The organism is Streptomyces sp. NPDC052396 (assembly GCF_044593195.1).
GTDB lineage: Bacteria > Actinomycetota > Actinomycetes > Streptomycetales > Streptomycetaceae > Streptomyces.
In genome coordinates this window covers 218,208-235,460 of record NZ_JBIUAW010000011.1, presented here as the reverse complement: position 1 = coordinate 235,460, position 17,253 = coordinate 218,208, and the positions used below count along the sequence as shown (strand labels likewise).

The window sequence follows — 17,253 nt, the reverse complement described above, 5'->3', positions numbered from 1 at the left end:
CAGGACGCCACGATGTTGGCCACCGGGTCGTAGATGTCCCACGAGGTGCCGTCGACGTGGAACTCCTTGAACGTCGGGTCGATGATCTGCAGCAGGCCCTTGGAGGGGATGCCCATCTGGGCGTTGATGTCCCAGTTGTTGATCGCCTGCGGGTTGCCGGTGGACTCACGCATGATGTTGCGCTTGATGCCGTCGTAGGAGCCGGGGATGCCCTTGGCGTGCATGACGTCCAGCGCCTGGTTGATCCAGCCGTCCAGGTTGTCGGCGTACACCTTGGGCGCCGGGGCGACCGGGGCGACCGGGGCCTGGATGGGCGCGCGGGCCTCGGAACGGCTCGCGGCGGCCGCGGCGGCGCGCTCCTTGGCAGCCTTCTCGGCCTTGGCCTTGGCCTTGGCCTTGGCCTTCTCGGCCTTGACCTTGTCCGCCTTGGCCTTCTCGGCCCGCTCCTTGTCCGCACGCTCCCGCGCGGCCTTGGCGGCCTTCGCGGCGGCGTCGGCCTTCTTGCGCTCGGCGGCCTGCACCTTCGCCTGGGCGGCGGCGGCATCGGCCCGCTTGGCCAGCTCCGCGTCCTGGTCCTGGCCGAAGGACTTCGCGTTGAACGCCACCGGCTTGACCACACCCGACTGCTCGGCGGCGGACGCGCCACCCACCGCGGTGAACACCACGGCGGCCGCACCCGCGGCCGTCAGCGCGGCGGCGGAAATCTTGTGGACCTTGGACAGACGGGTATAGCCAGAGTGGTTGGAGCGCATAACGAAGCAGGACCTCGATTTCGATCGCGGGTGCCGCAGCGGCCGGAAGCCCGGCAATACGGAAGGCGCCGTATCCGATCCACGGCGCCCTGCGGCCCAGCCATTGTTAGCGGCCCGGAAAGCCCGGGACAAGACTGTGACCTACTACCGCAGACCGCATAGAAGCGCGCCAAAACCCGGAATACGGCCGAAATGCGAGGGACTACAGCACTAAGCACTTCAGTAAGTGATCTGCGTCCCATGGCCTGGCTCACAGCGCGCGCCGGCCGGGAGCCCCGTGGGGCACCCCTCAGGCAGCCGCCGGCAGCTCCGCGAAGGCGTGCAGGATGTGCCCGCCCGGGGAGTTCTCCGGGCCCAGGTACCGGCCGTAGCGTGCGGCGGCCTCGGTGGGGCTGATGGACTCGGCATGCCAGCCCATGCCGGCCAGCCGCTGGTCGGCCGGGGGCCGCCGGTCGCGGTGGACCAGCTGGGCGAGGTCGATGCGCGAGCCGGTGTCCCGGGAGGCCCGGGCGGTGGCGGCGACCGCCTTGTCGATCTCGCTGACCTGCTCGACGGCCAGCCGGCTGCCGGGGGCGGACAGGCGGTGGATCTCCTGGAAGAGGCGTTCCTCGGCGTCCGCGGGGAGGTAGGGCAGCAGTCCTTCGGCCAGCCAGACGGTGGGCAGGGAGCGGTCGAAGCCGGCCTCGCGCAGGGCCGTGGCCCAGTCGTCCCGCAAGTCGACGGGCACCGGCCGGTGTTCGCAGGCCGCTTCGGCGCCGCCCTCGCGCAGCACCCGGAGTTTGAAGTCCAGCACGGCGGGCTGGTCGATTTCGAAGACCATGGTCCCCTGCGGCCAGTCCAGGCGGTGGGTCCGGGTGTCCAACCCGGAGGCGAGGATGACCACTTGGCCGATTCCGGAGCGGGCGGCTTCCTGGAGGTAGTCGTCGAAGGCCCGTGAACGGACGCCTATGTAACGGGACATGGCGGCCCAGCCGCCGTTGGGCAGCTCTCTGACCTCGGGGTCGTCGGCCGAGCTGGGCATGGGTACCGGGGAGCGCGCCTCGGTCAGGAACCAGCCGGCGAACCGGTCAACTATCAAGGCGTCCGGGCGGCTTGTCTCGATCGCCCGGCCGGCCGCCACCGCCAGTGCGGTGATGCCGGCCCCGGTGACGATGTCCCACTGCCCGGTGTTGCGCACGTCTTCCACTGACAACCTCCCGTTACCCCTATACGCGAGAACGCTGGACGACCTACCCCACCCGAAGGCGAGGCATGTCGTCCAGCGTTCAGCGTGGGGCTGGAGCGTCAGTGGTGACGGCTGGCACGCGCCAGGGCGCGGACGAAGCGGTTGGCGTCCACGGTGCCGACGCCGGTGGCCATGTCGTAGCCCTTGACGGCGGTGTAGCCGGTGACACCGGCGTAGCTGTTGTTGGTGCCGTCGGCGACGTCCACGATGCCGGTGGAGCGGTCGTGGGCGGAGCGCGCGTTCAGCGCGTACAGGGCCTCGTTGATGTCACCCACCCGCTTGCCGGCGGCCTGGTCGGCCAGGGCGATCACGCCGGAGAACAGCGGGCTGGCCTCGCTGGTGCCGCCGGTGATCTCCCAGCCGACCGCGGTCGGGTCGTAGCTGGTGTAGATCCAGGCGCCACCGTCGACCGCGGCGGCCATGGAGACGTCCGGGGTGCCGCGGCGGTCACCGACGACCTTCTTCACGCTGTTCTGGAAGGAGGGGCGGGTGAACACGTGGGACTGGCCGCCGCCGCCCGCGCCGTGGTCGTTGTAGACGCTGTCCGGCTTGACGCGGTCGCCCTTGTCGTTGAGGTGCAGCTGGGTGCCGCCGATGGAGGTGACCAGCGGGTCGGAGGAGGGCCAGGAGTTGACGCGCTCCTTGTAGTAGCCCTTGCCGTCCGCGGTGTTGTCGGTGGCGCCGCCGTCACCGGAGGAGGCCAGCACGGTGACATGCTTGCGGGCGGCCTCCTGGAAGGCGTACCGCAGCTTCTTGATGCTGGAGAAGTCGCCCTTCTCGAAGCCCGGGAAGGTGTTCTCGGTGGCGCCGAAGCTCTGCGTGATCACATCGCCGACGCCCTTCTTGATCATGGCCTGCTCGGCGTCCATCATCTCCGGCAGACCGGTGGTGCCCTCGGTCTCGGCGACCGCGGTCTCCACCAGGACGATCTTGGCGTCCGGGGCCACCGCGTGGGCCATCTCCACGTCCAGGGTGGTCTCGCCGGCCCAGCCCGTCATGTCGGCGTTCTTGGGGTCGAACGTGGGGACGTTGCCCCACTTGACCACGTCGACCTTGGTGCTCTTGATGCCGAACTGCTTGCTGTACACGTCCAGGTCGTGCTGGATGGTCGGCGAACCGAAGGAGTCCACGATCACGATCGTGCGGCCCTTGCCGGTGATGTGCGACTTGTAGAGCGAGTTGAGGTTGTACGCCTGGCGGTACTGCAGCGGGTTGTAGCAGTTCAGCTTGAACTTGGCCTGGCACTCCGCGATGGACAGCGGGGTGCTTATCCCCTTGGCCAGCTCGTGCCCCGCGATGGCCGGCTTGGCGAAGGTGTGCGGGATGGTCGCGGCCTGCGCGGTCCCGGTCTGCGGGGCGGCGGTCAGCGCGGCGGCGGCGAGGGTGGCGGCGACAGCCGCGGTGGCGGCGGTACGCGGCCGGGGACGAGCAAGGCGCATGGAATCTCCCGTGAGTGGGCGGAGCCGCTGAGGCGGCTGGGCAAGATCCCATCGGGAGGTCATGAACAGAACAAGAGCCTTGGTCTCTTGATGGCGAACGTTTTACCTGAATACGAAGATGCTTACGACCGGCTTACCCGGGTACGCGCGGGCAAGTCCGCTTCGGCGGTCTCCCGAAAAGCACCAGACAGCACCAAAGGGTTGAATAACTCCATGGACGGAAGAAAGCCGCCAAAGCCCGGCCGCGCCGGATGGCAGCGAGAGAGCACTCCGGCCACCGACCGGCTGCTGCGCACCGTGCTGCGCCGCCGGAAGAGTCCGCTGAGCCTCGAAGAGGTCATGGTCACCGACCGCCCCGAGGTGCATCGCGCCGTCTCGGCCGCGGCGCTCGGCAACATGATGGAGTGGTTCGACTTCGGGGTGTACGCCTACCTGGCGGCGGTGCTGGGCAAGGTCTTCTTCCCCGGCAGCTCCCCCGGCGTCCAGGTGATCTCGGCCTTCGCCACCTTCGCCGCCGCCTTCCTGGTGCGCCCCCTGGGCGGACTGGCCTTCGGGCCGCTGGGCGACCGCATCGGACGGCAGAAGGTGCTGGCGGCCACCATGATCATGATGGCGGTGAGCACCTTCGCCGTGGGCCTGCTGCCCGGCTATGCCACGGCCGGCCTGGCGGCCCCCGTACTGCTGCTGGTCTGCCGCCTGGTGCAGGGCTTCTCCACCGGGGGCGAGTACGCCGGGGCCACCACCTACATTGCCGAGTACGCGCCCGACAAGCGCCGTGGTTTCCTGGGCAGTTGGCTGGACTTCGGCACCTTCGTCGGCTACTCCCTGGGCTCCGCGCTGGTGACCACGCTCACCGCCACCCTGGGTACGGACACCATGACCGACTGGGGCTGGCGGCTGCCCTTCCTGCTGTCCGGGCCGCTGGGGCTGATCGGGCTCTATATGCGGATGCGGCTGGAGGAGACCCCGGCGTTCCGGGCCGAGGCATCGGTGGGCATGGAGCCGGGCGGCGACGACACTGAGGCCGCCCACCGGGAGCACGCCGAGGAGGCCCGCCAGTCCGGGCACGGGCGGCTGAAGGAGACCTTCACCAAGCACTGGCACGCGGTGCTGATCTGCATGGGTCTGGTGGTGGTCTACAACGTCACCAACTACCTGGTCACCTCCTATCTGCCGACCTATATGACCGAGACGCTCGGCCGGGACGCCACCACCTCCCAGCTGCTGATCCTGGGCACCATGCTCGTGGTGGCGCTGACCATCACCACCGTGGGCCGCTATTCCGACCTATGGGGACGCCGGCCGGTGTTCATGACCGGCAGCGCCGCCCTGGTGGCCCTGGCGATCCCCGCGCTGCTGCTCATCCGGGCCCATGGCACCCTGCTGCCGGCCCTGGGCTGCCTGATCCTGGGGCTGCTGCTGGTCTGCTTCGCGGGCACCGCCGCCGCCACCCTGCCCGCGCTCTTCCCCACCCGGCTGCGCTATGGCGCCCTGTCGGTTTCCTACAACATCTCGGTCTCGCTGTTCGGCGGCACCACCCCGCTGGCGGTCTCCGCCCTGATCGAGAGCACCCACAACCAGATGATCCCGGCCTACTACCTGATGGTGGCCGGTGCCATCGGCTTCGCCTCCGCCTTCTTCCTGCACGAGACCGCCGGCCGGCCGCTGCGCGGCTCGGGGCCGATGGTGGAGAGCGAGGAGCAGGCCCGGCAGCTGGTCGCCCACAGCCGGATCGAGGCCGGGCGCCGGGCCCGGGAGACCTGGCTGCGGCTGCGCCACCCGGGACACCGGCACCACGACCGTCCGTGACCACCCGCCGCGCGGTGCGCGGGAGCCGCGCGGAGAATGGAAGAGGGGGCACCTCAGGCGTGGGCGACCACTCGGAGGCGAGGAGCGAAGAAGGAGGACCCATGTCCGATGACGCGATGGGCGACGAGGTCTATCAGCCGGTCCGGTCCGACGACCGGGACAACCCCTCCGACCTCGACCTGGAGAACGCGCTCGGCCGGGACGGCCTCGACAGCATTCTCGACGAGGGCTACTCGCCGCCGGAGCGGCCGCTGGCCGTGAATCACTACGGCACCACCGCGCGGGAACAGCGCGAGGGCGAGACCCTGGACCAGCGCCTGGCCGAGGAAGTGCCGGACATCACCGTGCCCGACGGCGACGGCATCGGCGACGAGAGCGACAAGGCGGGCGAGCCGCTGGACGAGGAGGTGGGCGATGCCCGGGCGGGCCGCCTCATCCCGGTGACCGACCGCATGCCGCCCCGCCGCAACGATGTCTTCGCCCGCGATGTGGGCATCAACGGCGGAGCGGCGTCCGCCGAGGAGGCGGCGATACACATCATCGACGAGGAGGCGGGCGCCGAAGGGGAGTTGTGAGCGCGCAGCCGCTTCCCCTTTGGCAACCTCTTTGCGGAATTCCGCCAACCACCGCCGCCGAGCGGGCAGTTCGCGGCCGCCCGTAACGCACCGCGCGCATATTTCGCTGGAAAATGCGGAAACCCACTCACCGTTGGCCAGGCTTCCCTACGCTTCCCCTTGTCACCGCGCAGTTGCCCGGATCAAGGGGATTTCCATGCCCGGAATCGAAGAGTGCCTGCTGGATGTCATGGCCCTGCCCGGAGCCCGTGGCGCGGCGGTACTCGACTGGGTCAGCGGTCTGGCCCTGGGCACGGCCGGCGACGCTCCCGACGACGACCGGGAGGCCGCCGCCGCGGAGACCGCCGAACTGGCCCGGCTGGCCGCCGAGCACCAGGCCATCGGGGCCCGCGGCGAATTCCCGGTGGAGGACGTCATCGTCACCACCGGCACCGACTTCCATGTGCTGCGGTTCGTGGAAACCGGCTTCGACAGCAGCGTCCTGATTCACTTATGGCTCGACCGGACGCACGCCAACCTGGCCCTGGCCCGATTACGGCTGGGCCACCTGGCGGCGGAACTGGTGCTCAGCTGATGCCCGGCCCCTGCGCCGTCCTGCTCGACCTGGCCGCCCGGCATGCCACCGGCGCCCTGCTGCGCGACTCCGGCACCCTCTACCTGGCCGACGGCGCCGTGGTGCACGCCGAGAGCCCCGCCGCGCCCGGGGTCGGCACCCTGCTGACCGTCGGCGGACGGCTCACCGACGACCACTGGCGCGGCGCCATCGACCGCGCCGGAGCCCTGCGGCAGGTGGGCCGCTTCCTGGTGGACAGCGGCCGGCTCTCCTGTGGCGAACTGGAGATCTGCCATCTGTCCGCCCTGTTCGACGCCAGCTACTTCGTCCTGGCGGCGGCCCGGGGCGGCCCCACCCGCTTCCGCCCCGGCGCACAGCACTGGTTCGGCCGGCTCCGCCCCATCACCGCCGGGGCCGTCGAGCGGGAGAGCCGGCGCCGCACCGCCCTGCTCAACGGGCTGTGGCCGCACCCCCAGGTGGACACCACACCCGTGGTGCGCCGTACCGCGCCCCACTCCCCCGCCCCCAGCCGCCGCCAGCGGGCCGTGCTCGGCCTGGCCGACGGCGTACGGACCCCCAGTGACATCGCCCGGCTGCTGGGCCGCCCGGCGTTCCACACCCTGGTCGACATAAGGCGGCTGGCGGCCGCCGGCCATATCGACACCCCGGCCCTCGCCCCGCCGTCACCTCCCGTCACCCCCCTCGTCCCCTGGAGCGCGGACGCGGCGGCCGTACCGGACATCGCGCTGCTGCGCCGCATTCGTGACGCCTTGGAGGCACGACTGTGAATCCCGGCCCGGACCGTGTCCACCCCCCGATACCCGCGATATCCGCAGCGTCATGAGGCGGATGCTGCGTCAGCGCGCTGGAAGGAACCGGCTGATGACCGTGGACGCCGAAGTAGGCAAGGAATTGCAGCGACTTCGGGCGAGAGTGCCCCATCTCACCGGTGCCCTGGCGGCCACCGTCGATGGTTTCGTGCTCGCCCATGACAGTGCGACGCCCGAGGCGGAGAGCGTGGCCGCATTGACCGCGGCCGCACTCGGCGTGGGAATGCGGCTCACCGACGCCACCGCCCAGGGAGAATTCCGCGAGTTGCTGGTACGCGGCGAGCGGGGCTATGTGGCCATCTATGCGGCCGGCCCCTCGGCGGTGGTGACGGTACTCGCCGAACCACGCGCCAATGTCGGCCGCCTCCAGCTGGAGGTCCGCCGGTGCAGCGCCCAGATAGCGCAGCTCGTGGAAAGTTCCCTGGGCCGCGCCGAACGCCGCTGAACTCCCCTTGATTCCCCCCATCGTTGACACATCCCAAGTGAAAGGAATCACCACAGCCATGGCCATGAACATCGAGACCGCGCTGAAGGAAGCGATGACCTCCATCGAGGGCACGATAGGCGCGGCTCTGGTCGACTACACCAGCGGCATGGCGCTGGGTACGGTCGGCGGCGGCAAGGACCTGGATCTGACGGTGGCCGCGGCCGGCAACACCGATGTGGTCCGGGCCAAGGTGCGCACCATGGAGATGCTGGGCCTGCAGGACGAGATCGAGGACATCCTCATCACCCTGGGCGGCCAGTACCACCTGATCCGGCTGCTGACCGGGCGCAACGGCAAGGGCATGTTCCTCTACCTCGCGCTGGACCGGTCCCGGGCCAATCTGGCCATGGCCCGGCACCAGTTGAAGTCCATCGAAGGGGGCCTGGAGGTCTGACGCCGGGCTGTGCGTCCGGCACCCGGCTCCCCTGGCAGCCCAGCGGCATCCGGCCCGGCGCACAGCCGTCGTCCTCGGCCGTCTTCGCTCCCCGTGTCCGCGCGGGAACGAAGGCGGCCCAAGTTGCGGGCCTATGGGGCGAGATACCGGTAACGTTCCGGCATGCGGCCAAGGCCCTGCACCAGTCTGCTGCTCATCCTCCTCGCCCTCGCCGGCTGTTCCTCCGGCGGTACGGCGCGGGTGCCCGCCACCCGTCCCCCGGACACGCCCATCTGGTCCAGGGAACGGCTGGCGCATGCCAGGCCGCTCGGTCACCACCCCGGGGTGTCCCACACCGCCCGGGCGACGCTGTCCAATTCCAGGGTGGGCGCGCTGTTCTCGCACGACACCTCGGGCGATCACTTCTGCACAGCCAGTGTGGTGTCCAGCCCCGGCAAGTCCCTGCTGATCACCGCGGCGCACTGTGTGCACACCGGGGCGGGCGGCGGCTACAGGCGGGACATCGTCTTCGCCCCCGGCTACCGGGACGGGCGGACCCCGGACGGCATCTGGCAGCCCGCCGCCCTGGTGGTGGACCCCCGGTGGACCGGCTCCGGGGACCCCGACCTCGATGTGGCCTTCATTGTGCTCAAACCGCTGGACGGCAAGCACATCGCCGATGTGCTGGGCACCAATCGGCTGGGCGTGGACCGGGGCTTCGGCCACGACGTACGGATCACCGGCTACCCGGAGGGCGGCAACGAGCCCATCACCTGCGGCAACCGGATCAGCCGGCAGAACGATCACCAGATGCGGATCGCCTGCACCGGCTACAGCGGCGGGACCAGCGGCAGTCCCTGGGTCACCGACTTCGACCCGGACACCCGCAAGGGCTCGGTGATCGGGGTCATCGGCGGCTACCAGAAGGGCGGCGACAGCGACGACGTCTCCTACAGCCCGTACTTCGACGCCGCCGTCCGCCGGCTCTACGACCGGGCCGTGGCCCAGGAGGGCAAGGGCTGAGCCGCGTCATCCCCCTCATACCGGGGTGCCAGAACCGCCTTGGCACCCCGGGGTGACGCGGACCGGCCGGCCGCGCCCCTAGCTTCCGCTCCGGACCTCACCCCCACCGGAAGGAAGCCCGGCCATGACCCTGCGCATATCCCGGCCGCCCGCGCCGCGCGCCCTGGCGCGGCGGGTGGCGGACCTGACCCCGCCCGGGCGTGACCGGGCCGTCGACGCCCTGCGGGCCTTCGCCATCCTGGGGGTGGTGCTGGGCCACTGGCTGGTCACCGCGCTGGTCTCGACCGGCGGCGGGGAACTGCACGGGGACAGCCCGCTGCGGCACATGCCCTGGCTGGCGCCGGTGTCCTGGGTGTGCCAGACGCTGGCGCTGTTCTTCTTCGTCGGCGGGCTCTGCGCGGTACGCGGCTACCGCTCCGCGCGCCGCCGGGGTGCCGGCTACCGGCAGTGGGCGGCCGGCCGGCTGGGCCGGCTGGCCCGCCCGGCCGCCGTGGTGCTGGTGGTATGGGCCCTGGTCACGGGGGTGCTGCTGGCGCTGGGTGTGCCCGGGGGAACGGTACGGACCCTGGTCAACCTGGTGATCTCCCCCATGTGGTTCCTGCTGGTGTTCGCGGCGCTCACCGCCGCGACCCCACTGGTGGCCCGGCTGCACCCGGGGTGGCCGCCGGCCGTGGTCGCCGTGGTCGACCTGGCGCGCTTCGCCCTGGGCGGACCGGCCTGGCTGGGCTGGGTCAATGTGGCCGCCGGCTGGCTGGTGCCCTTCACCCTCGGCGCGGTCTGTGCCCGGGGCGGGCTGGCCGAACGCTACGCGGGGCTGCCCCTGCTCCTGGGCGGGGGCGCGGCGACCGTGGCCCTGGTGCTGTGGGGCGGCTACCCGGCGAGCATGGTCGGGGTGCCGGGGGCCGCGGTCTCCAACCTCAGTCCACCCACGCTGGCCGCGGTGGCCTTCGGTCTGGCCCAGTGCGGGCTGGCCCTGCTGCTGATGGAGCCGCTGCGGCGGGCCCTGCGCAGGCCGCTGGCCTGGGCCGTGGTGGCCCTGGCCAACCTCTGTGCCATGACGGTCTTCCTCTGGCACCAGACGGCCATGATGGCGGTCACCGCCCTGGGCCTGGCGGTTGGGCCGCTGCCCGCCCTGCACACCGCGCCGGACGGTCCCGCCTGGGCGGCGCTCCGGCTGCTGTGGGTGCCGGTCTTCGGGCTGGCCCTGGCGGCCTGCTGGGCGGTGTTCCGGCGGTTCGAGCGGCCGTCCGGGCGGGGGCGCGGCATACGACGGACCGGTACGGTTCACGGCGCCCACCACGGCGGAGGTCTCCGGCCGGCGGTGCGGCTGCCGGCAGCCCGGCCGCTGTCTCCTCGACCGTCTCCGACGGCTCACTGACCGGGCGGGATGCCGCGCGAAAACCCCGCCGGGCGGCGGCGCCGGGACGGCCTGGGCCGGGCCGTTACCCGCGCCGGAGGTTCCCGGCCGGCAGTCCCGCTGCCAGCAGCTCGGCCACGGTCTCCTCGACCCGCTCCGACGGCCCGCTGACCAGGGCGAGGTGTCGCGAGAAGTCTCCTCTCCGGGCGGCCGCCGCCGTCTCCCGGGGTGGCACCAGCCGTGCCCAGGGCGAGCGTCGGCCGAGCGCGGCGGCGTCCGGGTCCAGTGGCCGCCCGGTGCCGGGGAACACCGGCACCGGGCGCCGGCGTACGGCCAGTTCCTCCAGCAGGGCCTGGGCCGACGCCCAGCCCCAGCCGCCCGCCACCAGCAGCACCGGCCGGGCCGGCGGCACATCCTGGAGGGTGGGTCCGCCGCCGGGCGGGCCCAGCCGCAGGATGTCGCCCGGCCTGGTGTGGTCCACCAGCGCCTCGCTCACCCCGCCGGGGCCCGCCCGGCGGATGTGGAACTCCAGCTCACCGTCCGGCCGGGGCGCACCGGCCACCGCGTACGGCCGCCATGCCTGGGGCAGCAGCGGGGACTCCAGGCCGGCGTACTGCCCGGCCCGGTAGGGGTAGGGCTCATGCGGCCTGACCCGCAGCCGCGCCCGGCCGGGGCCGGCCGGCTCATGGCCGGTCACCGTGGCCTGCCAGGCGGTGGGTTCGCCCACCGCCGCCTCGGCGCCCGCCACCATGGCGGCCACGGCGAAGCGCAGCATCCGCAGCCAGGCCCGCTCCATGGTCTCGGTCCACCGCGCCCCGGCCGTAGCGCGCAGCGCCTGGCACAGCGCGGTCTCGAAGGCGGCGAAGTGCGCGGGCCGCACGCCCAGTTTGCGGTGGTCACGGCCCAGCCGGGCGAAGGTGCGCTCGATCTCCTCCGGTTGGTGGAGCTGCTCGGTCAAGTAGCGGAAAATGTCGGCCAGATGCTGCCGCTGGAAGGCCATGGACTGGGGGAACAGCGTCCGCAGCGCGGGCCACTGCTCGAACAGCGCCGCATACAAGCGGGCGATCAGCTCCTCGAAGGGGGTGACCGTGTCCAGGTACCGGTGGATCACTGCCTGGTCGGCCGCCCCGTCGTAGGGCGGCCGGCCGCCGGCCGGGTCCGGGGCCGTGGACAGCAGGCGCCGGCGTAACCGCATGGCGTCATGCCGGGCCAGCAGGGCGTGGTACTCGGGTCTCACGGTGTTCATGAGGCGGCAGTATGGCACTGCCCCCGAGTGCCCTAAGGGCCCCGCCCACCAGGGCCGTTGGGCCCTGGACGGCCGACGCCGTTCACACCCCGCCCGGCTGGCGGGCCAGCGCCGCCCGGGCGGCCTTGTAGGCCGTGGCCGGGTCGGGTGACGGGCCGGGAGCGGGACGCCAGGTGCCCAGCCAGTCGGTGAAGGGGTACCAGCGGCCGTCCGGGCCCAGCCGGAGCTGGACGCGGGCGCCGCGGTCGGTGAGGCGGTTGTGGTCGCGTTCCAGGGTGGACAACTGGGCGGGGCGGAAGGGCTGGATGGCGGCCTCGGCCCGGGCCAGGGCCTCCGGGTCGGCCGGCAGGCGGTGCACGGTGACCTGGATGCCGTCCGGGCCGCCGTACTCGAAGGCGGCGCTCAGCCGGCGCAGTTGGCCCGGCGCCAGGCCGAGGCGGCCGGCCGCCTCGGCGGCCCAGGGCGCCCCCGGTGCGGTGGCCAGCAGGCGCACCGCGTCGGTGAACGGGTCCTCGGCCGGCGGGGAGTGGTCTCCCTGGAGCAGGGCCTGGGCGCGCCGGGCGGCGTCGCTGGCCAGGGCGCCCAGCACGGTCAGGGACGGGGCCGGGGCGGGCGGTTCCTGGAGGTCGCCGTCCAGTAGGGGTTCGCCCGGTGGGATGCCGGAGTCCGGGGGCGGCAGGGCGCGTTGCGGGCGGTCGCGCCAGTGCCGGTAGGCGTCCTCGGCCGGGATGCCGTCCTGGTCCGCCGTGGGTGCGGCGTCGTATCCGTCGAGGTGCCGGCGGAGGTGTTTATGAGCGCGCCCGCGCAGCGAGAACAGTACGGCCGGGGCGGTGCGCAGCCGCTGGGCCAGGGCATAGCCGAGCGCGGCGGTGTGCGGGCAGATGCCGGGCCCGGCACCGCAGTTGCACCGGAAGGAGAGGTCGGTGGCGGGCGGGACCAGGGGAATCCCGGCGGTGCGGGCGGGGTCGGTGAGGGCGTCGGGGAGGCGGTCGGTGCGCAGCACGGCGGCCAGTGCGGGGTCCTGGGCGAGGGCGTCGTGGATCCGGTCCCAGGCTTCGGTGCCGAGCACCAGGACGTCGATCACCGGGCGGATCCTGGCCTGGACGCCGGGGACGGGGATTTTGGTGGTGACCAGGCCGGCGCTGACGTTGAGCGGGCCCAGGGTGCCCAACTGGGCGCGGCCCTCGGCCAGTACGGCCGGGTTGCCGGCGGCGGTCTCCAGGGCCGTGGTCCAGGTGTCGGCCCAGCGGGCGGTGGGGGGCCGGCCGTCCGTGCTCATGTGTTCTTCCCCAGGGTGACGAGGTCGGCGAGTTCCCGGTCGGTCAGGGTGCCCAGGGCGCTTTCGCCAGTGGCCAGGACGGCGTGGTGCAGGGCGCGTTTGCTCTCCAGCAGGGCGGCGATCCGGTCCTCCACGGTGCCCTCGCTGATGAGTTGGTGGACATGGACGGTGCGGTGCTGGCCGATCCGGTGGGCGCGGTCGGTGGCCTGGTCCTCGATGGCGGGGTTCCAGGTGCGGTCGTAGTGGATGACATGGGTGGCGCGGGTGAGGTTGAGCCCGGTGCCGGCGGCCCGCAGGGAGAGGATCAGGATCCGGTGCCGGCCGTCCTGGAAGGCGTCCACCATCTCCTGGCGCCGGGCGGCCGGGGTGGCGCCGTGCAGGAACAGCGGGTCCAGGCCCAGGGTGTCCAGGTGGCTCTGGAGCAGCCGGCCCATCACCACATAGCTGGTGAACACCAGGGCGGATTCGCCGCGTTCGCCGATGGTGGTCAACAGCTCCTGGAGGGCCTTGAGTTTGGCGGACCGCTCGGCGAACGGCGGCTCGGCCGCCGCCGGGGGTGTGGTGCGGTGGTGCAGATAGTGGGCGGGGTGGTTGCAGATCTGTTTGAGGGAGGTGAGCAGTTGGAGCACCATCCGCTGCCGGCCAAGGCCGGCGGAGCCCCGTACGGCGGCCATCGCCTCGCGTACATTGGCCTCGTAGAGCGCGGCCTGTTCGGCGGTGAGCTGGACGATGCGTTCCTGGTGCACCTTGGGCGGGAGCTCGGGGGCGATACCCGGGTCGCTCTTGCGGCGCCTCAGCAGGAAGGGGCTGATCAGGCGGGTGAGCCGGCGGGCGGCCGGGGCGCTGGTGTCCCGTTCCACATCGCGTGCGTAGCGTTCGCGGAACCGGGGCAGGGTGCCGAACAGGCCGGGGTTGGCCCAGTCCAGGATCGCCCAGAGTTCGTCCAGGGTGTTCTCCACCGGTGTCCCGGTGAGCGCGACCCGTACACCGGAGTGCAGTTCGCGCAGGCAACGGGCGGTCTGGGTGCGGTGGTTCTTCACATGCTGGGCCTCGTCGGCCATCACCAGGCCCCAGTTGACGGCGGCCAGCCGCCGGTGGTCGCGGCGCAGGATGCCATAGGTGGTCACCACGATGGCCGCGTCGGTCAGTCCGGCCAGCGAGCGCTGGTGGCCGTGGTAGCGCAGCACGGGGGTGCCGGGGGCGAACCGGGCGGTTTCCCGGGCCCAGTTGGTGACCAGGGAGGATGGGCAGATCACCAGGGTGGGGCCGGTGTGGCCGTGTTCATGGCGGTGCAGGTGGAAGGCGAGGGAGGTGAGCGTCTTGCCCAGGCCCATGTCGTCAGCCAGGCAGACGCCGAAGCCCAGGTCGGTGGTGTGGGCGAGCCAGTTGAGCGCCCGGTGCTGGTAGTCGCGCAGCTGGGCGCGCAGGGCGCGGGGCGCGGGCACCGGGCGGGCGGCCTCTCCGCCACGCAGGGTGGCGACCACCTCGGCCAGGGCCCCGGCCGGCTCGCAGGCGTAGTCCCGGCCGTCCACGGTGACCGAGCCGGACAGTGCGGCGGTCAGCGCGGCGGCGCCGGTGAGCGGCTCCAGGCCGCGGTGCCGGGCGCGGCGGGCGGTGTCCGGGTCGACCAGGACCCATCGGTCGCGCAGTCTGACCAGCGGGCGGGCCGCCTCCACCAGCCGGTCCATCTCGGCCTCGGTGAGCGGCTGTCCGTCCAGCACCAACTGCCAGCGGAAGTCCAGCAGCTGGGTGAGTCCGAAGCCGCCGTGGGCCGTGGTGCCGACCACTGTGCGGGTGCCCAGCGCCTCGCGCAGTTCCGCCGGCCACTGGACGCGCAGGCCGTGCCCGTCCAGCAGGGTGCCGGTCTCGCCGAGGAGTTCCAGGATGTCGGTGGCGGTCAGGGACAGGCTGTCCGGGGGGTGTTGGTCGGCGAGCCGTTTGAGCGGGGGCCAGTCCTGGGCGGCGCGGCGCAGCGCGCGCACCGCCCGGCGCAGGGCCGGCTGGTCCAGGGCGGGTGTCCGGTGGCGGCCGGTGAGGAGTTCGGCGGCCGGTTCGGCCCGGTCCGTGCCGGGCGGCTGGAGCAGCAGGGTGGCGCGCAGCCGTCCGGCCTCGGCGTCCGCCGGGGCGGGGGGTTCGACCCGGAGGACCAGGTCGGGGGTGATGCCGCCCTCGCAGCGATCGGCCACCGCGTCGGCCCACAGCCGCAGTTGGGGGGCGGGGCGGGCGGTGGTTCCCAGGTAGGGCAGGTCGCCGAAGAGGGGGGTGGCGCCGGGGGTGCGCAGCAGGGCGTCGGCCAGGGCGTCCAGGAACTCCCGCAGGGCGCGGCCGGGTGACGGGATGTGCGGCTGGGGGCCGGCGGCCGTGCAGTGGGCATGCGGGGGCAGTTGGGCCGCGAGCCGGTCCAGGGCGAGCCGGGTGTCCTCGGGCAGTGGGCCGATGCGCCAGGTGTCCAGGCCGGCCGGGGTGAGGGCCGGGTGGACCAGCCGGGCGGCGATCAGGCGCAGTCCGGTACGGGCGGCCCGGGCCCAGGCGCGCACGGTGGGGTGGACCGCCGGTTGTCCGTCCAGGTCCAGCAGGATGGGTACGGCCTGGGCCAAGGGCAGGGCCCAGCCGTTGACTTGGGCCGTCCGGATGCCTTCGGGCCGTTCCAGGGCCAGCTGGTGGCGGGCCGGGGTGAGCGGCGCGGGCGGTGGCTCGCCGGGCATGGGGCTGCCGTCGGGCCGGTGGATCAGCAGGCGGGCCTGGGGCGGGGCCGGCGCCGGGACGAAGACCAGCGCGCATCCGGCTCGGAGCGCCTCCAGGGCGTGGGCTGCGGCGGGGCGGCCGGCCGCCGGGGTGCCGGACGGGGGTACGGCTCCGGGCGGCCGGCGGGGCGCGGGGGGGGGGGGTGCCGGACGGGCGGCGGGCACTGAACGGGAGTCGGGGGCCGGGGGGTTGGCGGCGGCCGGCGGTCCGGCGGTCTGGCTGAGCGCGCCGATCAGGGCGCGGGCGGCGGCGATCCGGGCCTCGGCCTTGGAGGCGGCCCGGCCCTGGGCCGAGACCTCCGCCCGGCGGCCCCGGTAGTCACAGGTGGCGGTGCAGGTGACGGCGGACCGGGAGCCCGGGCGGCCACGGCCGAAGGTATAGCCGGGCTTGGTGATGACTTCCAGCTGGGTGTACTTGTTGAGCAGCTTCAGCGGGTCGTCGCCGGCCTTCAGCGGGGCGACCTTCTTCTCGTTCTCCGGCCGGTCCGGGACCGTCACCCGGGGTGGCTCCAGTCCGGCCAGGCGCGCGAGCAGGTCGACGGCGGCATAGTGCCGGGCGACCTTGCGGCTGAGGGCCTGCCGGGGGCCGCCGGTGTGGGAGCCCAGGCGGGCGGTGACGGTGTACCCGGGTTCCGCGGCCTGCTGCCGGTAGTCGGCTCCGGGCCGGCCGTCCTGTTCGGCGTGCCAGGTGAGCAGGGTTTCGGCGGTGGGCGGCATTCTGGCCACCAGGGCCAGGGCCGCCGCCCGGGCCGCCGCCCAGGGCGGGCCGTCGGTGTGGAACAGCAGGAGTTCCAGGTCCCGGTGGCGCAGGCGGCTGGCGGAGGCGCGGCGCAGGATCTCCTCCAGCAGTTCCTCGCCCGGCCCGGTGCCGTCGGTGGCGCGTTGTCTCAGCAGGGCTTCGAACTCCTCGCCGGGCAGGCCGGGTTCCAGGGCGCGGGCGGTGCGGGCCGGGGTGGTGTCCGGGGCGGCCGGCCGTGGGGTGACCCCGGCCAGCCGGCACAGCAGGGCCAGCTGGGCACCCTGCCGGGCGGCCTTGCGGCTGTCCGCCCGGCAGTCGGGGCCGCGTACCGGACGGCCGGGCGGGCCGGTCAGGGCGGTGGCCCGGTGTTCGGGTGCTCCGTCTTTGGGCGCGTCGGTGACCACGGGCGGCGGCCAGGACTCCAGCTGCGCGTGCAGCAGCAGGAGTTGACCGGCCGCCTCGCTGTTCGCGGCGACCTGGTCGATGGCGGCCTGGCGGGCGGGGTGATCGGGTGCGACCAGGAGCAGCAGGCGCAGGTCCCGCAGGCTCAGCCGGCCCTCGGCCGCTCTGCGGACGACTTCGGCGGTGAGGGCCTGGGGGTAAGTGCGCCGGGTGCAGGCCGACTTGAGGGTGGCATGCCACCGCTCCGCGTCCAGGACGCGGTAGTCGGGATGGTGGTCGTTGTGCACAGAGGTCAAGGGCGACTCCTCTCCGGATTCCCGGAGGAGTCAACCAGAGCGGCGGTGGGGCCGGGGGCGGAACGGGAGGCCGTTCGTACGGAAGAGACACGCCCCGCAGGGGCGTTCGAACCCTTTCCCTGAT

General features: G+C 73.0%; 14 protein-coding genes. 8 read left to right on the top strand and 6 right to left on the bottom strand.

Translation table 11 applies throughout. The features are described from left to right. From ACIHFE_RS27355 to ACIHFE_RS27345, 3 genes are all read right to left on the bottom strand, one after another. On the bottom strand, positions 1-752 hold a 752-nt coding region (locus ACIHFE_RS27355), incomplete at its 3' end, for a lytic transglycosylase (RefSeq protein ID WP_400110594.1). Positions 753-1,041: 289 nt separating this feature from the next. After that, positions 1,042-1,938, bottom strand: coding sequence for an SAM-dependent methyltransferase (locus ACIHFE_RS27350; RefSeq protein WP_400110592.1), 897 nt, complete (start codon positions 1,936-1,938; stop codon positions 1,042-1,044). Between the two features lie 98 nt (positions 1,939-2,036). Next, complete coding sequence (locus ACIHFE_RS27345; protein WP_400110591.1) at positions 2,037-3,416, bottom strand: S8 family serine peptidase; 1,380 nt, start codon at positions 3,414-3,416, stop codon at positions 2,037-2,039. Positions 3,417-3,629: 213 nt separating this feature from the next. Between ACIHFE_RS27345 and proP the strand changes: the two genes are divergently transcribed. The 8 genes from proP to ACIHFE_RS27305 all read left to right on the top strand — a co-directional run bounded on the left by proP (position 3,630) and on the right by ACIHFE_RS27305 (position 10,444). Then, a complete protein-coding gene (gene proP, locus ACIHFE_RS27340; protein ID WP_400110589.1) occupies positions 3,630-5,225 on the top strand; it encodes a glycine betaine/L-proline transporter ProP in 1,596 nt (531 codons plus the stop codon). A gap of 101 nt (positions 5,226-5,326) precedes the next feature. Continuing rightward, positions 5,327-5,800: a DUF5709 domain-containing protein gene (locus ACIHFE_RS27335; RefSeq protein WP_400110587.1), complete on the top strand. Its 474-nt coding sequence runs from the start codon at positions 5,327-5,329 to the stop codon at positions 5,798-5,800. A 196-nt stretch (positions 5,801-5,996) separates the two neighbouring features. Next, positions 5,997-6,374 carry a hypothetical protein gene (locus ACIHFE_RS27330; RefSeq protein ID WP_400110585.1) on the top strand — a complete coding sequence of 126 codons (378 nt, stop codon included), beginning with the start codon at positions 5,997-5,999 and terminating at the stop codon, positions 6,372-6,374. Beyond that, positions 6,374-7,141 carry a transcriptional regulator gene (locus ACIHFE_RS27325; RefSeq protein ID WP_400110583.1) on the top strand — a complete coding sequence of 256 codons (768 nt, stop codon included), beginning with the start codon at positions 6,374-6,376 and terminating at the stop codon, positions 7,139-7,141. Before ACIHFE_RS27330 ends, ACIHFE_RS27325 begins: the two co-directional genes overlap by 1 nt. 94 nt (positions 7,142-7,235) lie before the next feature. After that, positions 7,236-7,628 (top strand): roadblock/LC7 domain-containing protein, encoded by a 393-nt coding sequence (locus ACIHFE_RS27320; protein ID WP_400110582.1) that lies wholly within the window; start codon positions 7,236-7,238, stop codon positions 7,626-7,628. A gap of 58 nt (positions 7,629-7,686) precedes the next feature. Continuing rightward, positions 7,687-8,064: a hypothetical protein gene (locus ACIHFE_RS27315; RefSeq protein WP_400110580.1), complete on the top strand. Its 378-nt coding sequence runs from the start codon at positions 7,687-7,689 to the stop codon at positions 8,062-8,064. A gap of 162 nt (positions 8,065-8,226) precedes the next feature. Continuing rightward, a complete protein-coding gene (locus ACIHFE_RS27310) occupies positions 8,227-9,066 on the top strand; it encodes a trypsin-like serine peptidase (RefSeq protein ID WP_400110578.1) in 840 nt (279 codons plus the stop codon). A gap of 124 nt (positions 9,067-9,190) precedes the next feature. Next, entirely contained in the window at positions 9,191-10,444 is a 1,254-nt protein-coding gene (locus ACIHFE_RS27305; RefSeq protein WP_400110576.1) for an acyltransferase, read from the top strand. 64 nt (positions 10,445-10,508) lie between these two features. On the opposite strand, the gene ACIHFE_RS27300 is transcribed toward ACIHFE_RS27305, so the two are convergent. The 3 genes from ACIHFE_RS27300 to ACIHFE_RS27290 form a co-directional block, all read right to left on the bottom strand. After that, entirely contained in the window at positions 10,509-11,669 is a 1,161-nt protein-coding gene (locus ACIHFE_RS27300; protein ID WP_400110574.1) for a globin domain-containing protein, read from the bottom strand. An 82-nt stretch (positions 11,670-11,751) separates the two neighbouring features. Then, positions 11,752-12,948: a hypothetical protein gene (locus ACIHFE_RS27295; RefSeq protein ID WP_400110572.1), complete on the bottom strand. Its 1,197-nt coding sequence runs from the start codon at positions 12,946-12,948 to the stop codon at positions 11,752-11,754. Next, positions 12,945-17,120 carry an SNF2-related protein gene (locus ACIHFE_RS27290; RefSeq protein WP_400110612.1) on the bottom strand — a complete coding sequence of 1,392 codons (4,176 nt, stop codon included), beginning with the start codon at positions 17,118-17,120 and terminating at the stop codon, positions 12,945-12,947. The genes ACIHFE_RS27295 and ACIHFE_RS27290 overlap by 4 nt, the downstream gene beginning before the upstream one ends. Positions 17,121-17,253 lie beyond the last annotated feature (133 nt).